The 15764-nt window shown below is 44.9% G+C and carries 20 protein-coding genes and 1 pseudogene; 6 read left to right on the forward strand and 15 right to left on the reverse strand.

Annotated features, from left to right (window positions below):
• Positions 1 to 241 precede the first annotated feature (241 nt).
• The 4 genes from AB6E85_RS02945 to AB6E85_RS02960 all read left to right on the forward strand — a co-directional run bounded on the left by AB6E85_RS02945 (position 242) and on the right by AB6E85_RS02960 (position 3283).
• Complete coding sequence (locus tag AB6E85_RS02945) at positions 242 to 628, forward strand: thiol-disulfide oxidoreductase DCC family protein (RefSeq protein WP_048609289.1); 387 nt, start codon at positions 242 to 244, stop codon at positions 626 to 628.
• Between the two features lie 221 nt (positions 629 to 849).
• The gene (locus AB6E85_RS02950; RefSeq protein WP_372141378.1) at positions 850 to 2169 is read left to right on the forward strand and encodes an ABC1 kinase family protein; all 1320 of its coding nucleotides are present in this window, start codon (positions 850 to 852) and stop codon (positions 2167 to 2169) included.
• A 104-nt stretch (positions 2170 to 2273) separates the two neighbouring features.
• The gene (locus AB6E85_RS02955; RefSeq protein ID WP_372141380.1) at positions 2274 to 2819 is read left to right on the forward strand and encodes a glutathione peroxidase; all 546 of its coding nucleotides are present in this window, start codon (positions 2274 to 2276) and stop codon (positions 2817 to 2819) included.
• Positions 2816 to 3283: a DUF3429 domain-containing protein gene (locus tag AB6E85_RS02960; RefSeq protein WP_372141381.1), complete on the forward strand. Its 468-nt coding sequence runs from the start codon at positions 2816 to 2818 to the stop codon at positions 3281 to 3283. The genes AB6E85_RS02955 and AB6E85_RS02960 overlap by 4 nt, the downstream gene beginning before the upstream one ends.
• Before the next feature lie 42 nt (positions 3284 to 3325).
• Here the strand turns inward: AB6E85_RS02960 and AB6E85_RS02965 are convergent, their stop codons facing one another.
• From AB6E85_RS02965 to AB6E85_RS02990, 6 genes are all read right to left on the reverse strand, one after another.
• Complete coding sequence (locus AB6E85_RS02965) at positions 3326 to 3760, reverse strand: GNAT family N-acetyltransferase (protein WP_372141382.1); 435 nt, start codon at positions 3758 to 3760, stop codon at positions 3326 to 3328.
• Positions 3761 to 3799: 39 nt separating this feature from the next.
• Positions 3800 to 4576: a phosphotransferase family protein gene (locus AB6E85_RS02970; RefSeq protein WP_372141383.1), complete on the reverse strand. Its 777-nt coding sequence runs from the start codon at positions 4574 to 4576 to the stop codon at positions 3800 to 3802.
• 37 nt (positions 4577 to 4613) lie between these two features.
• Positions 4614 to 5228: a LysE family translocator gene (locus AB6E85_RS02975; protein ID WP_280590936.1), complete on the reverse strand. Its 615-nt coding sequence runs from the start codon at positions 5226 to 5228 to the stop codon at positions 4614 to 4616.
• A 108-nt stretch (positions 5229 to 5336) separates the two neighbouring features.
• Positions 5337 to 5669 (reverse strand): hypothetical protein, encoded by a 333-nt coding sequence (locus AB6E85_RS02980; protein ID WP_372141384.1) that lies wholly within the window; start codon positions 5667 to 5669, stop codon positions 5337 to 5339.
• 135 nt (positions 5670 to 5804) lie between these two features.
• The gene (locus tag AB6E85_RS02985) at positions 5805 to 7241 is read right to left on the reverse strand and encodes a lipopolysaccharide biosynthesis protein (RefSeq protein WP_372141386.1); all 1437 of its coding nucleotides are present in this window, start codon (positions 7239 to 7241) and stop codon (positions 5805 to 5807) included.
• 16 nt (positions 7242 to 7257) lie between these two features.
• On the reverse strand, positions 7258 to 8184 hold the full coding sequence (locus tag AB6E85_RS02990; protein WP_372141387.1) for a glycosyltransferase family 2 protein: 927 nt from the start codon (positions 8182 to 8184) through the stop codon (positions 7258 to 7260).
• A 316-nt stretch (positions 8185 to 8500) separates the two neighbouring features.
• Between AB6E85_RS02990 and AB6E85_RS02995 the strand changes: the two genes are divergently transcribed.
• Positions 8501 to 9649, forward strand: a complete 1149-nt coding sequence (locus tag AB6E85_RS02995) for a glycosyltransferase family 4 protein (RefSeq protein ID WP_372141388.1) — start codon at positions 8501 to 8503, stop codon at positions 9647 to 9649.
• Positions 9650 to 9834: 185 nt separating this feature from the next.
• Here AB6E85_RS02995 and AB6E85_RS03000 read toward each other — a convergent pair whose 3' ends face one another.
• From AB6E85_RS03000 to AB6E85_RS03020, 5 genes are all read right to left on the reverse strand, one after another.
• Positions 9835 to 10608 (reverse strand): viroplasmin family protein, encoded by a 774-nt coding sequence (locus tag AB6E85_RS03000; RefSeq protein WP_372141391.1) that lies wholly within the window; start codon positions 10606 to 10608, stop codon positions 9835 to 9837.
• A gap of 81 nt (positions 10609 to 10689) precedes the next feature.
• Positions 10690 to 10995, reverse strand: coding sequence for an NIPSNAP family protein (locus tag AB6E85_RS03005; RefSeq protein WP_017070270.1), 306 nt, complete (start codon positions 10993 to 10995; stop codon positions 10690 to 10692).
• Between the two features lie 62 nt (positions 10996 to 11057).
• Positions 11058 to 11387: an AzlD domain-containing protein gene (locus AB6E85_RS03010; RefSeq protein WP_029235401.1), complete on the reverse strand. Its 330-nt coding sequence runs from the start codon at positions 11385 to 11387 to the stop codon at positions 11058 to 11060.
• A 2-nt stretch (positions 11388 to 11389) separates the two neighbouring features.
• The gene (locus AB6E85_RS03015) at positions 11390 to 12118 is read right to left on the reverse strand and encodes an AzlC family ABC transporter permease (protein ID WP_050650323.1); all 729 of its coding nucleotides are present in this window, start codon (positions 12116 to 12118) and stop codon (positions 11390 to 11392) included.
• Between the two features lie 104 nt (positions 12119 to 12222).
• Positions 12223 to 13056: an AraC family transcriptional regulator gene (locus tag AB6E85_RS03020; protein ID WP_372141393.1), complete on the reverse strand. Its 834-nt coding sequence runs from the start codon at positions 13054 to 13056 to the stop codon at positions 12223 to 12225.
• A 236-nt stretch (positions 13057 to 13292) separates the two neighbouring features.
• On the opposite strand from AB6E85_RS03020, the gene AB6E85_RS03025 reads away from it, so the two are divergent.
• Positions 13293 to 13631 (forward strand): hypothetical protein, encoded by a 339-nt coding sequence (locus tag AB6E85_RS03025; protein ID WP_372104578.1) that lies wholly within the window; start codon positions 13293 to 13295, stop codon positions 13629 to 13631.
• 64 nt (positions 13632 to 13695) lie between these two features.
• Here the strand turns inward: AB6E85_RS03025 and AB6E85_RS03030 are convergent.
• From AB6E85_RS03030 to AB6E85_RS03045, 4 genes and pseudogenes are all read right to left on the reverse strand, one after another.
• Positions 13696 to 13908, reverse strand: a pseudogene (locus AB6E85_RS03030) (lipocalin family protein); the annotation flags it as partial.
• 33 nt (positions 13909 to 13941) lie between these two features.
• Complete coding sequence (locus AB6E85_RS03035) at positions 13942 to 14235, reverse strand: hypothetical protein (RefSeq protein ID WP_372141395.1); 294 nt, start codon at positions 14233 to 14235, stop codon at positions 13942 to 13944.
• A 52-nt stretch (positions 14236 to 14287) separates the two neighbouring features.
• The gene (locus AB6E85_RS03040; RefSeq protein WP_017062227.1) at positions 14288 to 14755 is read right to left on the reverse strand and encodes a MarR family winged helix-turn-helix transcriptional regulator; all 468 of its coding nucleotides are present in this window, start codon (positions 14753 to 14755) and stop codon (positions 14288 to 14290) included.
• Entirely contained in the window at positions 14718 to 15731 is a 1014-nt protein-coding gene (locus tag AB6E85_RS03045) for a DUF2955 domain-containing protein (protein ID WP_372141397.1), read from the reverse strand. The genes AB6E85_RS03040 and AB6E85_RS03045 overlap by 38 nt, the downstream gene beginning before the upstream one ends.
• Positions 15732 to 15764: the final 33 nt, after the last annotated feature.

Here is a 15764-nt window from a genome sequence, read left to right on the forward strand (position 1 = left end):
ACGGAACACCTTTATTGGACGCTTTGTTATCATTTGTCCATAGACCAGAGATTTGACCAAACAATCAAGGACTTGGAAGGATGAACAAAGTGTCTAAGTCAGACATCTTTAGAGCTTTGATACGAGGAGAGTGATCTTTAAAAGGTACAATCACGTAGCCATTGCTAGATTATTGAATAACAAGCGGTTGAATTGACGGGTAACGGGAGGTTCAGATCGTGAAATGATAGGTGAACAGACGATGACACAACTTACGATATTCTACGATGGGACATGTCCATTGTGCGCAAAAGAGATGGCGGCACTTGCCAAGCACGATACCGAGAATAAGATTCAAACCATCGATATCTACAGTGAAGCCTTTTCAGACTACCCTCAGATTGATGCCGACGCAGCCAACACCATTTTGCATGCACTGGATGAGAATGGAAAACTGCTGCTAGGTTTAGACGTGACCTACCAAGCGTGGCGCTTAGTAGGAAAAGGCTGGCTATACGCCCCTTTACGTTGGGCGATATTCAAGCCAGTGGCAGATTGGTGTTATTTACGATTTGCCAAGAACCGATATAAAGTCTCGTTCTGGTTAACCGGAAAGTCGCGCTGCGATGGTAACAGCTGCACAAAATAGCGCTTGGTTAAGACATACCACTTGCGACTTTGTAATACACCACACCAAACAGTGCGGCAAAAACGAAAACGGTAACCGCGACTTTTAACCAAATAAACTTCATGTTTTGTCCTTTAAATTCTGTTTACTGTCTCGCGAGACAAGTTACCACAACAAAACATTCGGTTGGGTAATGATTAATAGAACTTTGTAGTGAACCTTGATTCCCAGAGAGAACCTTTATGTCGGCAAAAGAGAGAAACCTTCCCACTCATCGAATTTCTAGATTCAGTAAGTTTGCCTCGCTGGCAACAAGGGTCGCGGGTAATGTGCTAACGGAAGGTACCAAGCAAATAGCACAAGGCAACAGGCCTAAAGCAAAAGACTTACTGCTAACGCCACAAAACATTGCTCGTCTAACCGATCAACTTGCACACCTGCGCGGTGCAGCAATGAAACTGGGGCAGATGCTATCAATGGATGCAGGCGATGTCTTAGAACCTGAATTAGCCGACATTCTTTCTCGCCTGCGCTCAGACGCAGATCCTCTGCCAACAAAGCAGCTCAACCAAGTGTTAGAAAGCGCGCTAGGGAGCCATTGGAAAGCCGAATTCCTTTCCTTCAACTTTAAACCTATTGCCAGCGCATCTATAGGTCAGGTTCACCAAGCCTATAGCGATGCGGGAGACAAACTCGCCGTCAAAGTCCAATACCCTGGCATTCGAAAAAGTATCGACAGTGATGTGGATAACGTTGGTACATTGCTCAATATTGTTGGGTTGATTCCCAAGTCAGTCGATTACAAAGGCTTGTTAGAAGAGGCAAAAAAACAACTACATGATGAAGCCGACTATGCTCGCGAGGCTGACTATGCGACTCGTTATCACAATGCATTAAAAGAGCACTCTCACTTCGTCGTACCTAAGATTCATACGCAAATCTCATCAGAATCGGTGCTCGCCATGGACTTCATTGAGGGCATCTCGATAGAGCAAATTGAAGGTTATGATCAAAGTACTCGAGATTTTGTGATGCACAGCTTGCTCGAGTTAATGTTCAAAGAACTGTTTGACTTCAAGATGGTGCAAACCGATCCCAACTTCGCCAATTACTTGTATGTGGAACAAACACGACAGATTGGCTTATTGGATTTCGGTGCCACCCGTGAATACAGCGACCGCTTCAGTGATGGTTATCGCATGGCTTTCACATCTGTAGTCAATCATGATGAGCAGGGGTTAAACAAAGCCCTAGAGCAAATTGGATTTTTTAGCGAGACCATCTTCCCAGACCAGCGCCAAGCGATTCTTAACTTAGTGACTATGGCGTGTGAACCCATGCTTGTCGATGAAGATTACGACTTCAAAGCCAGTGGTTTAGCACAAAGGCTTCGTGAAGCAGGAACCATACTCAGCATGGAGCAAGAGTATTGGCACACACCACCAGCCGATGCCCTATTCCTCCACCGAAAGATCGGAGGCATGTACCTGCTGGCATCTCGTCTTGGAGCCAAGGTCAATATCAGGCGCTTGGTGGAACCCTATTTGCTAAGCGACAATTGACACTTAAGCGATAGCTGATACTTAAGCGATTCTAGTCTTTAAAGTGATCATTTCAAGTCGCTGAACAGTAATAACAGTTACGCCAACTAAAATGAGTCAGACTTATGAAACATTCACTGCTGTGCTCCACCGCCCTAATCGCGAGCCTAACAAGTTCATTCGCTTTTTCAGCAAGCTGCCCTGAGATACTCAACGGCAAACAAAGGCTGTTAAATTCAAACGAAGAAATTGAGCTGTGTGACGAGTTTCAAGGCAAGACTTTATTAATCGTGAATACGGCAAGCCAATGCGGTTTCACACCTCAGTTCGAACAACTTGAGCAGCTTCACCAAACGTATAAAGATGAAGGGTTCACGGTTGTTGGTTTCCCAAGTAATGATTTTCGCCAAGACAGAGGAAGTGAGGAGCAATCCGCTAAAATCTGCTACCTAGATTATGGTGTGACCTTTCCGATGATGGCGCGCGCTTCACTCTCTGGGCCAGACGCAAACCCAGTCTTTGCCGAAATCCAACAACAAGCCGGTATCAAACCAAAATGGAATTTCTACAAGTTCTTGGTCAGCAAAGAAGGCAAAGTGATTGCAACCTTCCCGAGTTCTACATCGCCAACCAGTAGTACCCTCAAAAATGCAATAGAGCAGCAGTTATGAGGTCAGATTACTTGGAGACAACTCAAACACGCAACACCATGGCCAAGCTCGGTTATATGGGTTTAATCCCCTTTTTATTCGGCCTACTGTTATCACTCACCGACAGCCAAGTCTTTAGCTTGAGCGGAGAAACACTCTTCATCACCTACAGCGTGGCTATCTTGAGCTTTTTGTCGGGCATTTTGTGGGGCAATGGGATAGAGAACTTCGAAAGCCAATACAGCAACAAGGCTCTGATTCTAAGCAATGTTATTGTGTTGGCAGCTTGGCTAGCGGTGCTACTCGGTGAGCAGCAAGAGTTTCTCACCACTCTCATTCTTATCATTGGCTACATTGCGGTTTGGCGAGCGGAAAGGTTCATGAGAGAAGACAACCAAAGTGAAGGCCCCGATGGCTATTTTGATATGCGAACCCGATTAACCTCGAGCGTGGTGTTGATGCACGGTATCGTGATGTTGACCTAAGCGCGTGATGCCTGCATCTAAATAGACACAATGAAACGGGAACTAGACGATGAGCTGCATGACCAAACGAGGCTCATCGTCACCGAAATAATTGCTCTCTTCTTTGATGGTGACGAACCCCATCGACAAGTACAGCTCACAAGCCGAGTTGTTATTTGGATCAACAGTAAGCAACAGCTTGGAATCTTGTGGCAATGTTTCTATCGCCTGCTGCATCAATGAACGGCCAATTCCCATGCCTCGGTAAGCGGTATCAACAGCCAGTGACAAAACCCAATACTCTCGTTGTTTGTCGGCTGGCGTCATTAACACGTAGCCCGCAACCTGCGAATCCTGTTTCGCCACCAACAAGCCCTTCCCCCAGCAATCAAATGCCTGACGAAAGAAAAACAACGGATAGGCGTGATCGCCAAACAAAGCATGTTCAAGCTGGTAGATATCAGCCAGTTCTTGTTTTTCCGCACAAACAACATTCATACATCGACCTTAAATAGAATACCTACAACCGCGATTCAGCTACAACTGACCTTCAACTGAAGCCAACCAAGTTGGCAATTGCTCTCCAAACCAATTGATGTACTTGGAAGCTTGTGGGTTGTTACGACCGACTAATATATTCGTGACTTCTATTACGATCCAGCTTTTAGCGATGATCAATTGCTTTATTAATTCTTCACGCGGAATCAGGGTGTTATGGCAAAGATACTGTTCAACAATCAGCTCATAATCTTTCAGAGTACCCATTTGAAAGACGAGTGGCGCCAAGTCTATCACGGGGCTACCAAAGCCAAACCTCTCCCAATCAAATAACACGAGTTGACCGTTATCTCTTCTTCCCCAATTTCCTTCATTGGAGTCACCCGAAATTAACGTGTCATGATTAAAAAGAGCATCACTCTGCGATTGAATGTACTTAAGACTGTCTTGCGTAACTTGAGGCAACTGTAGGGAAGATAAAGCCGATGTGGTGTCATCTAAACTCCATTGATGGCGCTTAACTTCGAATGTTGGTCGATATCGAGAACGATGAATACTCGCGAGCTGCTGAAATACATCACTTGTCGTTTGTAGCTCAGTAAGACAAACCGAATTAGGAATGTATTCGAGAAAAAGCTCACAACCATCGGCCGCAAGAAGTCGAGGCGTATTCACTCCATCAAGATGCTGCGCTGCGTGTTGGTAAAAAGCGACTTCAACCTCGCCAGCCCTTTGTTTATGTATACAAGGAATGTCATTACGCTGAGTTAAAGAAACCTGCGCAGCGCCCATTTGTGAAAGGTCTTGATTACTCATCGCATTCCTTCTATCCGTGTAAACAACAGAACGAACCCTACTGACGGCTCACCAACAAATTCGCACCAGATAAGGCAAGAAACACAGAACATGCTTTATTGAAGCGCTTGGCCATTTGAGGTTTTGAAAACCAATTTCGTAGATATAAACCAAAGGCCGCATAGATAGAAATCGCAAGCATTTCTAATACAAGAAACGTGCTTCCTAAAACAAAGAATTGAGCATTTACGTTTGCTGAAACATCGACAAATTGAGGGAGGAATGCAGTAAAAATGAGTATCGCTTTTGGATTGCCGGCAGCGAGTGCAAACTCTTGCTTAACCAGACCAAACCAGTTCTTATTTCGCTCGATATCCGCGACCGGGCTGGCTTGTGAGCGCCATAGGTTGAACGCGATCCATAACAGGTACATCGCGCCAAATAGCTTGATAAGGAAAAACAACGTTTCAGAGGTGTAAAGCACAACCGCTAAGCCAGATGCAGCCAAAGCAATCATGCCAGAAAAAGCGAGGATTCTTCCTAGGCCTGCGACAAAGGCGGCCTGAAATCCGTAACAACGGGCGTTGTTCATTGATAACAAATTGTTTGGACCCGGAGTCATGTTGAGCGCAAAACAAGCTGGGATGAACAGCAGTAACTTCCAGATTTCCATTGGTATTTCCTAGTTTAAATATGCCAAGGTTGTCGTATCATTGAATGAAATATGACCTTTATAGCAGCTATTAAAACCAGTACCAATCCTACTGCCGTACCCTTTCAACTAATTCTCAAAAAACTTCTCGTACTCTGGTGTCGCTAAGTTTTCTGCAATCCCCATTTCACCCACTATGTAAATGGCACTCGCAAGGGTTTCGATGGTTTGATTAGGCTCTCTATCAGGCACTTCACCAACAACAGGAACGGGCTGACGTGCAGATGTTGAATTACAAACGACGCTTTCACAAACGATATTGTGTTGTTCCTGCTGAGAAACTTCAGGCGGCTTGAAATCCGGTGAATTGAAGTCGGGAGCAGTAATACCCTCACTTGAAAAATCAGAGGCGCTGTATGAGGCAGCTGAAAACAGAGAAAGGAGCAGCATCCACTTATTCATATATCTTTCCATCGTTAGTATTCACTGAATTTATAAATACTATCTAATCAGAGTCATTATGAACAGTGTTTTATTATCGCGAGTAATTATAGCTCTGAGTGCCAATTCCCCCTTGTTACTTTGGATGACACGAATTCAACTCACATGTGAATGCTTGCCTAACATCAACTTATTGAGCAGCGCCTGTGGAACTGGGATAACAGAGTATCGAATGAAGGCCACTAACGTCACTATCGCCACAAAACTGCCTAAAACAAAATCATGAACATCAACCAGCGCCAAGCCAAGAACTCGATCACAAATAATGGCAAGTATGGAGATACTCAGCGCTGCCATCCATTTACGATGATCGTAAGGTAAATACTCCATCTTTTGGCTCACGATATAGAGCAGTGACAGTCTCACGGCGTAAGTACCGCAAAGCACCATCACAACGCCCCACACTCCATAAATCGGTGTCACAACAAAATAGCCAATCGCAGCTAGAATCGCACACCCGCCTTGTATCCACATTTGCGATTGGCTTGAGTGACCGCTGAAACAGCCAAGGTTAAGGTAATCCCCTGCATTCTTAATCACACCGATCGCCAAGAGTGCTACGACAATCGTACCTGCATACTGATAACTGCTTGGCAAAATCAAAGTAATAAAACCAGGTACCGTGAGGATCATCAAACACCCCAATACAATGGCCAGATTAACGCCGACTAGCGCTCTGTCCGCACACTCTTTCTTACCATCAGGTTGTTGCAACATGGCCACTCGATTTGGAAACCACCACAGAGCATAAGGCTGCAGTAGCAAACCAAGAAGCAACGCAAATTTGCCACTGACCGCATAAATCGCAAGTTCTTCAACACCAACAAAGCTTGCCATCACCCAGCGGTCTAGTCCTGTAATCATATATATTGAAGCGCCACCAACTAACGTGGGCAATCCAAATTTTAGGATCTTAACGGAGTATTTGAGGCTGCCAAATGAGCCCATCTCCTGCCATTGGTAACGCAGTAAACACAGCATCAACAACACACTCGAAACAGCCGCAGATATGAGTACACCATCAATGCCATAACCTGCTTCAAGCAGTACAAACGTCATAGCAGCTTGCACACTCGCCTTCATTACATTGAGCATGCAAAAGCGCTTAGCCATCGCATTCATTCTCATCAATGTCAGCGGGATAGAAATCGCACCATCTAACATGGTCGGTATTAACAGAAGTAGGATCTGATAGGGTTGGAACTCGACGGGAAGCATCAGCAACAACAACGGCATACTAAGAGCAATTAAAGCCCCTCCAAGCACACACACTAAAACACTCAACGTGAAACAGTTCGAGACAAGCTTTCTCTTTTCTTCCCCCTCAGCGACGCCCACATACCGGTACATGGCCTCAACAATGCCAAAACTAAATAAGATCGTCCCGATGTCAGCCAGTAAGACAATAGCTTCTAAAGAACCATATTCAACCAACGTCATCTTATGGGTGATATAGGGGATCATCACGAGCGATATCCCTTTCATCATCACAATGCCAATGGCGTAATAGGCAGACTGTTTTAGTGACCCCATAGCAGACACCTATTCCTTACAATGCAGGCATTAGGAAACTCTTACAGTCTCCAAGAAGATGTCGTAAGGTTCTTTTTTGCGGAGCCAAAACTAACGAGCGGATGCTAAAAGAGATGGCCCGTCGGTTCTGATGCAATCCTCGATAATAGTCAGCGTAGCCTTCCAGTATTCTCGCCTTTGCGATTTTGAAGCTGGAAGTGGGTAGATTCCATCGTTGACTGTCATTTTGATAATGTTGAAGAATAGTCTCTATAGACTGCAAATTTCTCAATTTAAGACTTTCAGTTTGGGTAACAGAGCTCGCTCTCATCAAGTAGCCAACCTGCACCGAGTTCAACACACCAATCTGATGGTTTTCACTCATTCGAAGCCACAGTTCCCAATCTTCCCCATACTTGATGTCAGCATTGAAACTGTCTGTTTGAGAAAACACATCCGCTTTTACCATGACCGTCGACGTTCCAATCACATTGTTTTCAATGATGAACTCCAACGGGTTTTCGATATTGATGAACAGCTCGTCTTGATCTTGAAACTGCGACCAGTAACTAAAGCAATCGACTATCACTTGGTAATCTTCAGTCAGGTGTTCGTAGTTAGTAAAGCTCATCGCAAGCTCAGGGTAACGTTGATGAAATTCGAGTTGGCGCTCAATTTTTTCTGGAAACCAGAAGTCGTCCGCGTCTAAAAAAGCGATGTATTCACCGGTCGCCTTTTCAATCCCTAGGTTTCTCGCTTGAGGCGCACCAACACCCAATGTGGACAACGTAATAATGCGTTCATCGTCTATAGAAGCAAGATACGTCGACGTTCCATCGTTGCTGTTATCGTCAATGACAATCAGCTCAACATCTTGATGAGTCTGCTTTAGTACACTGCCAATCGCTTTCGGCAGGTAATCCAAACAATTGTAGGTAGGAATAACAACACTTACTTTAGCCATAATGACGCCCTCAGATTTATACGTTATATGGCTGACGTTGCATGTTCTATGCCGAGAGTGTCTTGCTATGAAATCACATCTAGATCAGCCACCTACGCGTCCATTCTCAAAATGACGACCAAACACAGGTGTTCAAAAAAACTGCAACTCCAATTTGATTATCAATTTGAGAAAACGAGCCACCTCTTAAGGGGTAACCTTCGAAAAACAATCAGAAAGCCCTCCAAAGCTACGATTCGATCTTGGTTCGTATCTTGCTTTATTGGTTATTACCTTGGCTTGATAGCTTTAGTCATATGGATTTGAGGAGTAAGGAATGAAGAAAGTAGCATTTGTGGCGCCAACCTACCCAGTACTCAGTGAGACCTTCATTCAAACAGAAGTCGACTCTGTGAAAGCGTGTGGGCACGATGTTTGTGTAATGACGTTCAAAATTGAAAACAGTGAAAAACAGTTCGACTACGATATTGTCGAAATAGGTAAAAGTGTTCGGAAGGGTAAAGTCGCTAGCATTAACTGGATAGGGTTTATCAAGGCTGTCTCATTTATTTCTAAGCAAACCAGCATGCCCAAAAAGTCACTGTTCGCTTATGGGTTTAAATTAGCGCTGCAACTCGCGGAAAACGACGTCGAACACGTACATGCGCATTTCTGTCAGCACACCACTGCTCACGCCATCGTCGCGGCAAAACTGCTGAATATCACTTGTTCGTTCGTTGCTCACGGTCATGATGTTTACGAGTTCGCTTATGACATTGAACATAAAATTTCATCGAGTGATTTTGTGGTTGCAGTGTGTAAAGACATGCTTGCTGACTTCAACACCATGGCGAAAGGAAACATTAAACTCTTGCACTGCGGAGTTAATACCAAACAATTCCAACTCAACCCAAAAACCGAAACTAAGCAACTTCGCTTTGTTTTCCTTGGCCGATTAGTGGAGCAAAAAGGTATCCACCATCTTATTGATGCATTGGCGCCGATTGCCGAACCTCTCGACATTCATCTCGATATCATCGGTACGGGTGATTTAGAGCAACAATTAAAATTGCAGGTCAAAGAGCAAGGGCTCACTCGAAACGTGACCTTTCTTGGCGCTAAGCCTCATGAATGGGTGAAAGAGAAACTATCGAACTATGACAGCCTAATCGCGCCCTTCTGTTTTTCCGAAACCGGGTGTGTGGATACAGGGCCACTGGTTTTAAAAGAAGCGATGGCCGTGGGAACACCCGTCATTACCACCAACATTATGGGATGCAAAGAGATCGTCTCACCAGAGACAGGTTTTGTGGTGAGCGAAAAGAACGTAGAGGAATTAAGAGAAGCGATTGAGCGTTTCGCGCAGCTAAGCAGTAACGATAAAGCATCGATGGGTTTAAAGGCTCGTGAGAGAGTGAAAGACAGTTTTAATTCGATCAAACAAGCTCAGCAATTATCTCGTTGGATAGAGAACCCAGCTCAATAAGGATTAACTCAGGCAGTAAGTATCGCAAGGACTGCTACGCCTCACAAGAACGACTAAGCACCATAAGAAAACGGAGCACCACAAAAACAAAAGAGCGCTACATCAATTTGAAATGTAACGCTCAACTTAGCACTGCCCAATGATCGCGACTTATGCTTTCAGTAGCTTTTCATTAAGAAGTCTAACTAGCCTGCTCGCAGTGCCAAAATAGACTCAATATCGTCGATGTCACGATATTGAGCGAGTTGTTGCTCTTTCGATGAAATAGCCACAATCGACATTCTATCGGCCAATTCGTTACCTTCAATACCAACGTGTCCGTTCACATGGTAGATGGTAATTTTTGAAGCCAGCTCTTGATAGAGCGCATACGCAGGCTTAATAATATCGAGGTTTTTGATCTCGCCGCCCGACTTAGTCCAGCCCTTTTTCTCCCAACCCGTTGCCCACTTAGTAATACAATCAATTGAGTACTTAGAGTCACAATAAATCGCTACAGACAGACCCGCGTTTAGCTTCTCTTTTGCGAGCAAAAACGCCTGTTTAAGGCCATGTAACTCAGCGGTATTATTGGTTCCAACAGGTTGATACAAGCCATACCACAATTCGGTTAATTGGTTGTTTTGGTATACCGCTAAACCCGTCCCCGCTTCACCAGGGTTTGGTTCACACGCACCATCGGTAAAGATCTTGATATCAAAAGGCATATCTGTGATTTGCTGCTCCGAAAGAGGCGGCACCTTAGCTTTCGTCGCCTTACCCGCAGAGCTTGGCTTTGTCGCAGTAGAACCTAACGCAGACGACGTTTTACCACCGAAAGCAGACTCAGCCTCGTCTAGTGTTGGAAACGATTTATATCTCGCACCAGCGAAGCCATCGACTTGGGATTTACACTCATTCCAAGTGGTAAAAATACCCGGTGTGCGACCTTTCCAAACCACATAATATTTCTTAGCCAAACTAACTCCTTACCAAAACCTAAACACACAAACAGTGAATCAGTACATTAGATGCCACCACGCTATACGTTGCAAGGTCTATCACTCTAAAACAGGTCTAAAAAAGCTGCGTTCATAACTCACGATGCAATCAACTTCGTCTGCAAATTCAAACGCTTTAATACACTCAGCATCGTTCAGCGATTTAATCCGATACTCCTCATAGGCAGCCAAACTTTCAAAGGTAAACAGCGCCAAGGCAATATTGTTCGCCCCTTCCGACGGTAAAAAATAACCATTGTGTTGGCCCCCGAATTTAGCGACCAGAGGAATCCACATTTTTGCGTATGCCTCAAACTCATTTACCTTTTTAGGATCAATCACATATCGAACATAACAAGTAATCATATTTATACAGCCCTTAAATAATAGGAGAAACACAAAGCCTAAGTTGACATTGAAGTTGAAGCTCACGAGAAAAGGTAATCAACCGCGACAAGGTTATAGAACAAAAACACCGCCATGCTGACGCCAATCGTTAGCAGCACATTGCCTGTTTTCCAAATCAACAGACCTGTGACCACCGCGCCTATCAAGTATGGGTTTTCAAGGCTTGGCCAAAATGTTTGTTCAGGAGCAAATACAATCGGCCCCCAAATCGCAGTCAGCACCGCGGGGCTTGAATAGCGTAATAGGCGCCTTGCGGTTTGATTGAGTCGAAGCGGGATTGCAGGCTCAAGAAACAGATACCGACTAAAGAAAACAATCGCAGTCATGAGGAATATCGTTAACCAAATCATCTCTATTTCCCCTCCACGATTGTCTTGTTACCGTTGTTTCGCTCTTGGAACGATTCACTGAAAAAGCCCGCTAACATACCGGCAATCGCTGCAATCATTAGCCCGCCCTCAATATTGTTAACCGACATGGCAACCGAAGTGACCAGTGAAACAACCACACACACCACGACGGGTAGAGTTCGGATTAATGGGAACACCAAGGCGATAAAGGTTGCTGCGACCGCGAAGTCGAGCCCAATTTCATTAAGCGAAGGAATTTGGCTTCCCGCGACAATGCCAACGAAGCTCGCAATATTCCAAACAAGGTAAAAACCACCACCTACACCCGCAGCATACCAACGATTAAACTCTTGCTGAGACTGCCCACTACAAATCGCGAACAGCTCATCGGTGAGCCAAAATCCGAGTAATAGACGCCAACGCGTAGGAAGATGGCTGATTTTGTCACGCATCGATACGCTATACAGAAAGTGCCTTGAAGTGATGAACAGTGTGGTCAACAACATGGTGCCTAAACCAATACCCGCTTTGAACATACCCGCAGCGACAAGTTGCGCTGAGCCAGCAAACAAAATAGCCGACATCGCTTGCGCTTGAAGCTGGCTCAATCCAGCATCTATCGCATATGAGCCCGCAAGAATTCCCCAAGGAATTACCGCAATACTCAAAGGCATTCCCGCTAAAACGCCTTTCCATAACTGTGTTCGTCTATCCATTGTTTCGCTATCCATATCATTCTTTTCTCTCTTCACATTGGCTATTCAATGTAAGAAGAGTGGCGTCGGTTCGATTGTACAAACTTGCTCGATTTCGCGAACGAATTAATGCGTCCGATTTAGAGCATTTTGATGTATTGCCCCGGCGTGTAGCCATTGGCTTTTTTGAAGTGTCGATGAAAATGGCTTTGATCGTGGAAGCCACACTCTTGCGCGGTATCAGAAATAGTATGTCCTTGTTTCAATAACTTACGAGAAAGCCTTAGCCGAGATTGGATCTGATACGCATGTGGCGGAAGACCAAACTCTTTTTGAAAAGAACGTACCAAGTGAAACGGACTTAATGCCGCTAACTTAGATAGCTCTTCTAGGGACACATCGGCTTGTGGAAAGTCATCTAAGAACTCTTTAACCAAGACAAGCTGGCGCTGAGTTTTCCCATCGAGTTGAGGGTTAAGCGGCGATTTTCCATGTCGGCTAATCAGCTTAACCAACATCCCGTACATCAAGGTCTCTCTTAACAGGCGATTGTCGGATTCATCAATCGTGTTGAAGACCAGCCTCAATTGATTAGCGAGTTCAGGATCTTCAACAACCGCTCTTGGAAAGTAAGGCGCGCCGTAATTGGGTAGGTTAAGCTCTTGAGTGATCTTGACAAGTTGCTCAGGGAGTGGATACATGGCTCGATACGCCCAACCGCCTTCAGTAGCAGAGTGACCGCTATGAACTTCGTCGGCATTGACCAGAATAATCGCATTTTGTGGTGCAATATGATGTCCGCCCGTTCGATAGAAACGCTGAGCGCCCTGCTCGATGACTCCCAGCGTGTAGCCCTCGTGGCTGTGGCGCGAGAAGTTCTGCTTTTCGTATTCAGCATTAAGAATTTCAAGGCCGCCGAGCTCTTCGGTTATCTTATATTCGGCCTTTTCTTTAGAGCGTTTCTTGTTCTCCATAACAATTCCCAAGCCTGTTGATTATCGAGCGACTTATCAGTCTACTCTATAGTCTCTTTCAGCTTTTGTACAAAATTGCGCTTTTGTTTGTTAATACTGTTTTTGTCGTTGGCTTAATAACGCTCTCTAATTGGGAGGAAAGTCTTGGTCTATAACTAGTTGGCAAAAAATTGACAATAATTTAATCATACACGCCAATACTGTCTTCAAATCATCGGCAATAGACCTGATACACCATGAAAAATACGCTAATCCTTTTCTTTTTCCTGAGCCTAACAGGATGTACTCATAACCAATCAAAAGCACTGAGCATGAACTCCTCGTCGGTTAACACATACCCACAATCCATGTCGAACCTGCAACTGTGCGACACCTTGTATTACGGGCGCTCAAGCAACCAGACTCTCGCAGCAATTGGCAGTGAATTCAATCGAAGAGGGTTATCCAAGAGTTGGTGTGACACCGAAACCAACAAACTTTATCTAACAAAGACAATTGATTGGGTTACTGACCAAGTAGAAGACAAAGAAGATTCAGACGAAGAAGCGTCGGCAGTGGTGTTGCCAGCGAATTAAGACGGGTTAGCAATGTTGTTTGCTTATTAGCCGAGCTACCTAGTCAGGACTAGCCGAACTTACTCTATTGTTCAGACACATCATTGATATGTTGTGACACACGAACTAGCTTACTGGTTTTAAAACCCATGCTCTGTGCCCGTTCGAGCAGCGAGTCTAAGTCTTGTTTGGTGAACTCTGCAGTGCGATACAAGATCTGTAAGGTATTTTTGGTAGGACCCACCAACAAAGCCTGAGTGTAATCTTCATCCAAGAAAATCACCTTTCTCTGCTGCTCATAAGGGCTATTCGCTTCGACTGAAAACCACGCTTAGGTTTGAGAGCCCTTAAATGTTGCGGCTTGTTCTTTGGTCTTCCACTCATTCTTTTTCGCGTTGTAACCCCGAGTTGTCAGCTTAAGATTACCGTCAGATTCAAATAAAAAGCTAAACGACAAAGAACCGAGCTTTGATTGCAATGGATGCGGGATATAACAAGCGGAATACCATGTACCAGCGAAGCGTTCGGCATCAAAGTCAGAGGCGGGGATTTTAGACGTGGGTTTACTGCCACGAAACGTAAACAACAGCTTAATCATTAGCATCGCTAATATTTTGTATGTCATGTCACTTACTCTTTATTCGATTGTTATTAGACCCACATCTTCGATCGCATAATCAGTCGACGAATTGGTCTGTTTTTACAAGCTTAGCCAACAAGGTCTGTAACTGCTTGGATTCGTCTTCACTCAACGCACTCTGAAACTGCTCGCTGATACTATCGACCATAGGCTCACAATATTCGGCAAGCTTCTTGCCCTCTTCCGTTAAAGAAAGAAGTTTTACCTTTTTGTTCGTTTCACTCTTGCTGGCCTCAATAAGGTTCAGCTTAATCGCGTTATCAACCAAACGCTTGGTCACAGAGCGATTTCGAAGCAAGTAATTGGTTAACTCTTGCTGAGTTATTTTGCCATGCTTATCTAACACTCGAAGCGCACCAAACATCTCTAGAGAAATGCCTGAAGTGGTGCCCATCTCAGCGGTGACTTGAGCTCGAAACTGTTTGTAAGCAAAGCCCATTAAGAACATAGGATTGCTGTCGAGTGCATCAATTCCGGTGATGGATAATGCTGGTTGATTTTCCATATATAATTCCTTGGCAGACCACTAATAATGCCAACACGATGGACATTAACTCTGCACGAAAGTAGGTATCTTGCAAACCAAGATCGGTTGCTGAAACATAGAGTTGCAATGGTAGCATAGTTCCTAACATCGCTTCAGTATGCATACCTCGCACGCCACCACGACTACCGCTGATCCAAATTGCTATCATGGTCACCAAGCTTGTGAGTCCAATGATATACACCCAATTATAGGAGTGTTGCCCCGCTAACAAGGTGACGAAGACCAACGCCAATGCACAACCACCAACGTGGGCTTGTAAACAGTTTTTCACCACCATTTGATAGTTCATGCGTTCACTTTGCGCAGCCGCAATAATCACAGGCATCATGCAGAACGTCGCGGCAATCAAATCGACCATCATCAAAAATGCTAAACCAACGCCAAGCATGACCACATATATCACTCGCTGCTGGTACGTTACAGGAACACTTTGCATTGGCAGCGGCGGCATCGCTTTGGGCGGCTTTAAGAACAGCATCACAAATCTCACCACAACCATGGTCGTCACCATGCTCACTGCTATATCGCGAACCCAGTCCGTCATCGGCATTGGGCCATGTTGTGCAAACACAATCACCAAAAACCAATTGAGCAATGGGATGTAGATTTTCCCAAGTTTGGCAGGCGTGTCGGCCCACCTTCTTGCTAAATCAAATACCCATAAACTGATCCCCCAAACCACTGTCGGGTGTGAAGCAAATAACTGATCGACAAGCAGAGCCACACAAGCGACACCCAAGATAGGGAGAAACGCTTTGAGCATACCTCTCACTGAGTAGTCGTTAATCTTGGTCGCCGCCATTACCGGATAAAGAGCGAGGTACGCCGCAACACCTAGCTGTAGCCAAAGTTGAGCCAACATACCCAAAGACACGATAGCGCTGATCCAAGCTACTTCAGACCAGTTAATCGGGCCTCGAACTTCGTTATTCATAATCTGCCTCTTAGGTCGTAAATCGATATTTCG

The organism is Vibrio sp. 10N.247.311.51 (assembly GCF_041467855.1).
GTDB lineage: Bacteria > Pseudomonadota > Gammaproteobacteria > Enterobacterales > Vibrionaceae > Vibrio > Vibrio coralliirubri.

Excerpts from the sequence above, each read along its gene's own strand:
- AB6E85_RS02945 (WP_048609289.1), top strand. The coding sequence starts at position 242 with ATGACACAACTTACGATATTCTACGATGGGACATGTCCATTGTGCGCA.
- AB6E85_RS02960 (WP_372141381.1), top strand. The coding sequence starts at position 2,816 with ATGAGGTCAGATTACTTGGAGACAACTCAAACACGCAACACCATGGCC.
- AB6E85_RS03010 (WP_029235401.1), bottom strand. The coding sequence starts at position 11,387 with ATGATTTGGTTAACGATATTCCTCATGACTGCGATTGTTTTCTTTAGT.
- AB6E85_RS03045 (WP_372141397.1), bottom strand. The coding sequence starts at position 15,731 with ATGAATAACGAAGTTCGAGGCCCGATTAACTGGTCTGAAGTAGCTTGG.
- AB6E85_RS02955 (WP_372141380.1), top strand. The coding sequence starts at position 2,274 with ATGAAACATTCACTGCTGTGCTCCACCGCCCTAATCGCGAGCCTAACA.
- AB6E85_RS03015 (WP_050650323.1), bottom strand. The coding sequence starts at position 12,118 with ATGGATAGCGAAACAATGGATAGACGAACACAGTTATGGAAAGGCGTT.
- AB6E85_RS02990 (WP_372141387.1), bottom strand. The coding sequence starts at position 8,184 with ATGGCTAAAGTAAGTGTTGTTATTCCTACCTACAATTGTTTGGATTAC.
- AB6E85_RS02980 (WP_372141384.1), bottom strand. The coding sequence starts at position 5,669 with ATGAATAAGTGGATGCTGCTCCTTTCTCTGTTTTCAGCTGCCTCATAC.
- AB6E85_RS02975 (WP_280590936.1), bottom strand. The coding sequence starts at position 5,228 with ATGGAAATCTGGAAGTTACTGCTGTTCATCCCAGCTTGTTTTGCGCTC.
- AB6E85_RS02970 (WP_372141383.1), bottom strand. The coding sequence starts at position 4,576 with ATGAGTAATCAAGACCTTTCACAAATGGGCGCTGCGCAGGTTTCTTTA.
- AB6E85_RS02985 (WP_372141386.1), bottom strand. The coding sequence starts at position 7,241 with ATGGGGTCACTAAAACAGTCTGCCTATTACGCCATTGGCATTGTGATG.
- AB6E85_RS03035 (WP_372141395.1), bottom strand. The coding sequence starts at position 14,235 with ATGACATACAAAATATTAGCGATGCTAATGATTAAGCTGTTGTTTACG.
- AB6E85_RS02965 (WP_372141382.1), bottom strand. The coding sequence starts at position 3,760 with ATGAATGTTGTTTGTGCGGAAAAACAAGAACTGGCTGATATCTACCAG.
- AB6E85_RS02950 (WP_372141378.1), top strand. The coding sequence starts at position 850 with ATGTCGGCAAAAGAGAGAAACCTTCCCACTCATCGAATTTCTAGATTC.
- AB6E85_RS02995 (WP_372141388.1), top strand. The coding sequence starts at position 8,501 with ATGAAGAAAGTAGCATTTGTGGCGCCAACCTACCCAGTACTCAGTGAG.
- AB6E85_RS03020 (WP_372141393.1), bottom strand. The coding sequence starts at position 13,056 with ATGGAGAACAAGAAACGCTCTAAAGAAAAGGCCGAATATAAGATAACC.
- AB6E85_RS03025 (WP_372104578.1), top strand. The coding sequence starts at position 13,293 with ATGAAAAATACGCTAATCCTTTTCTTTTTCCTGAGCCTAACAGGATGT.
- AB6E85_RS03040 (WP_017062227.1), bottom strand. The coding sequence starts at position 14,755 with ATGGAAAATCAACCAGCATTATCCATCACCGGAATTGATGCACTCGAC.
- AB6E85_RS03005 (WP_017070270.1), bottom strand. The coding sequence starts at position 10,995 with ATGATTACTTGTTATGTTCGATATGTGATTGATCCTAAAAAGGTAAAT.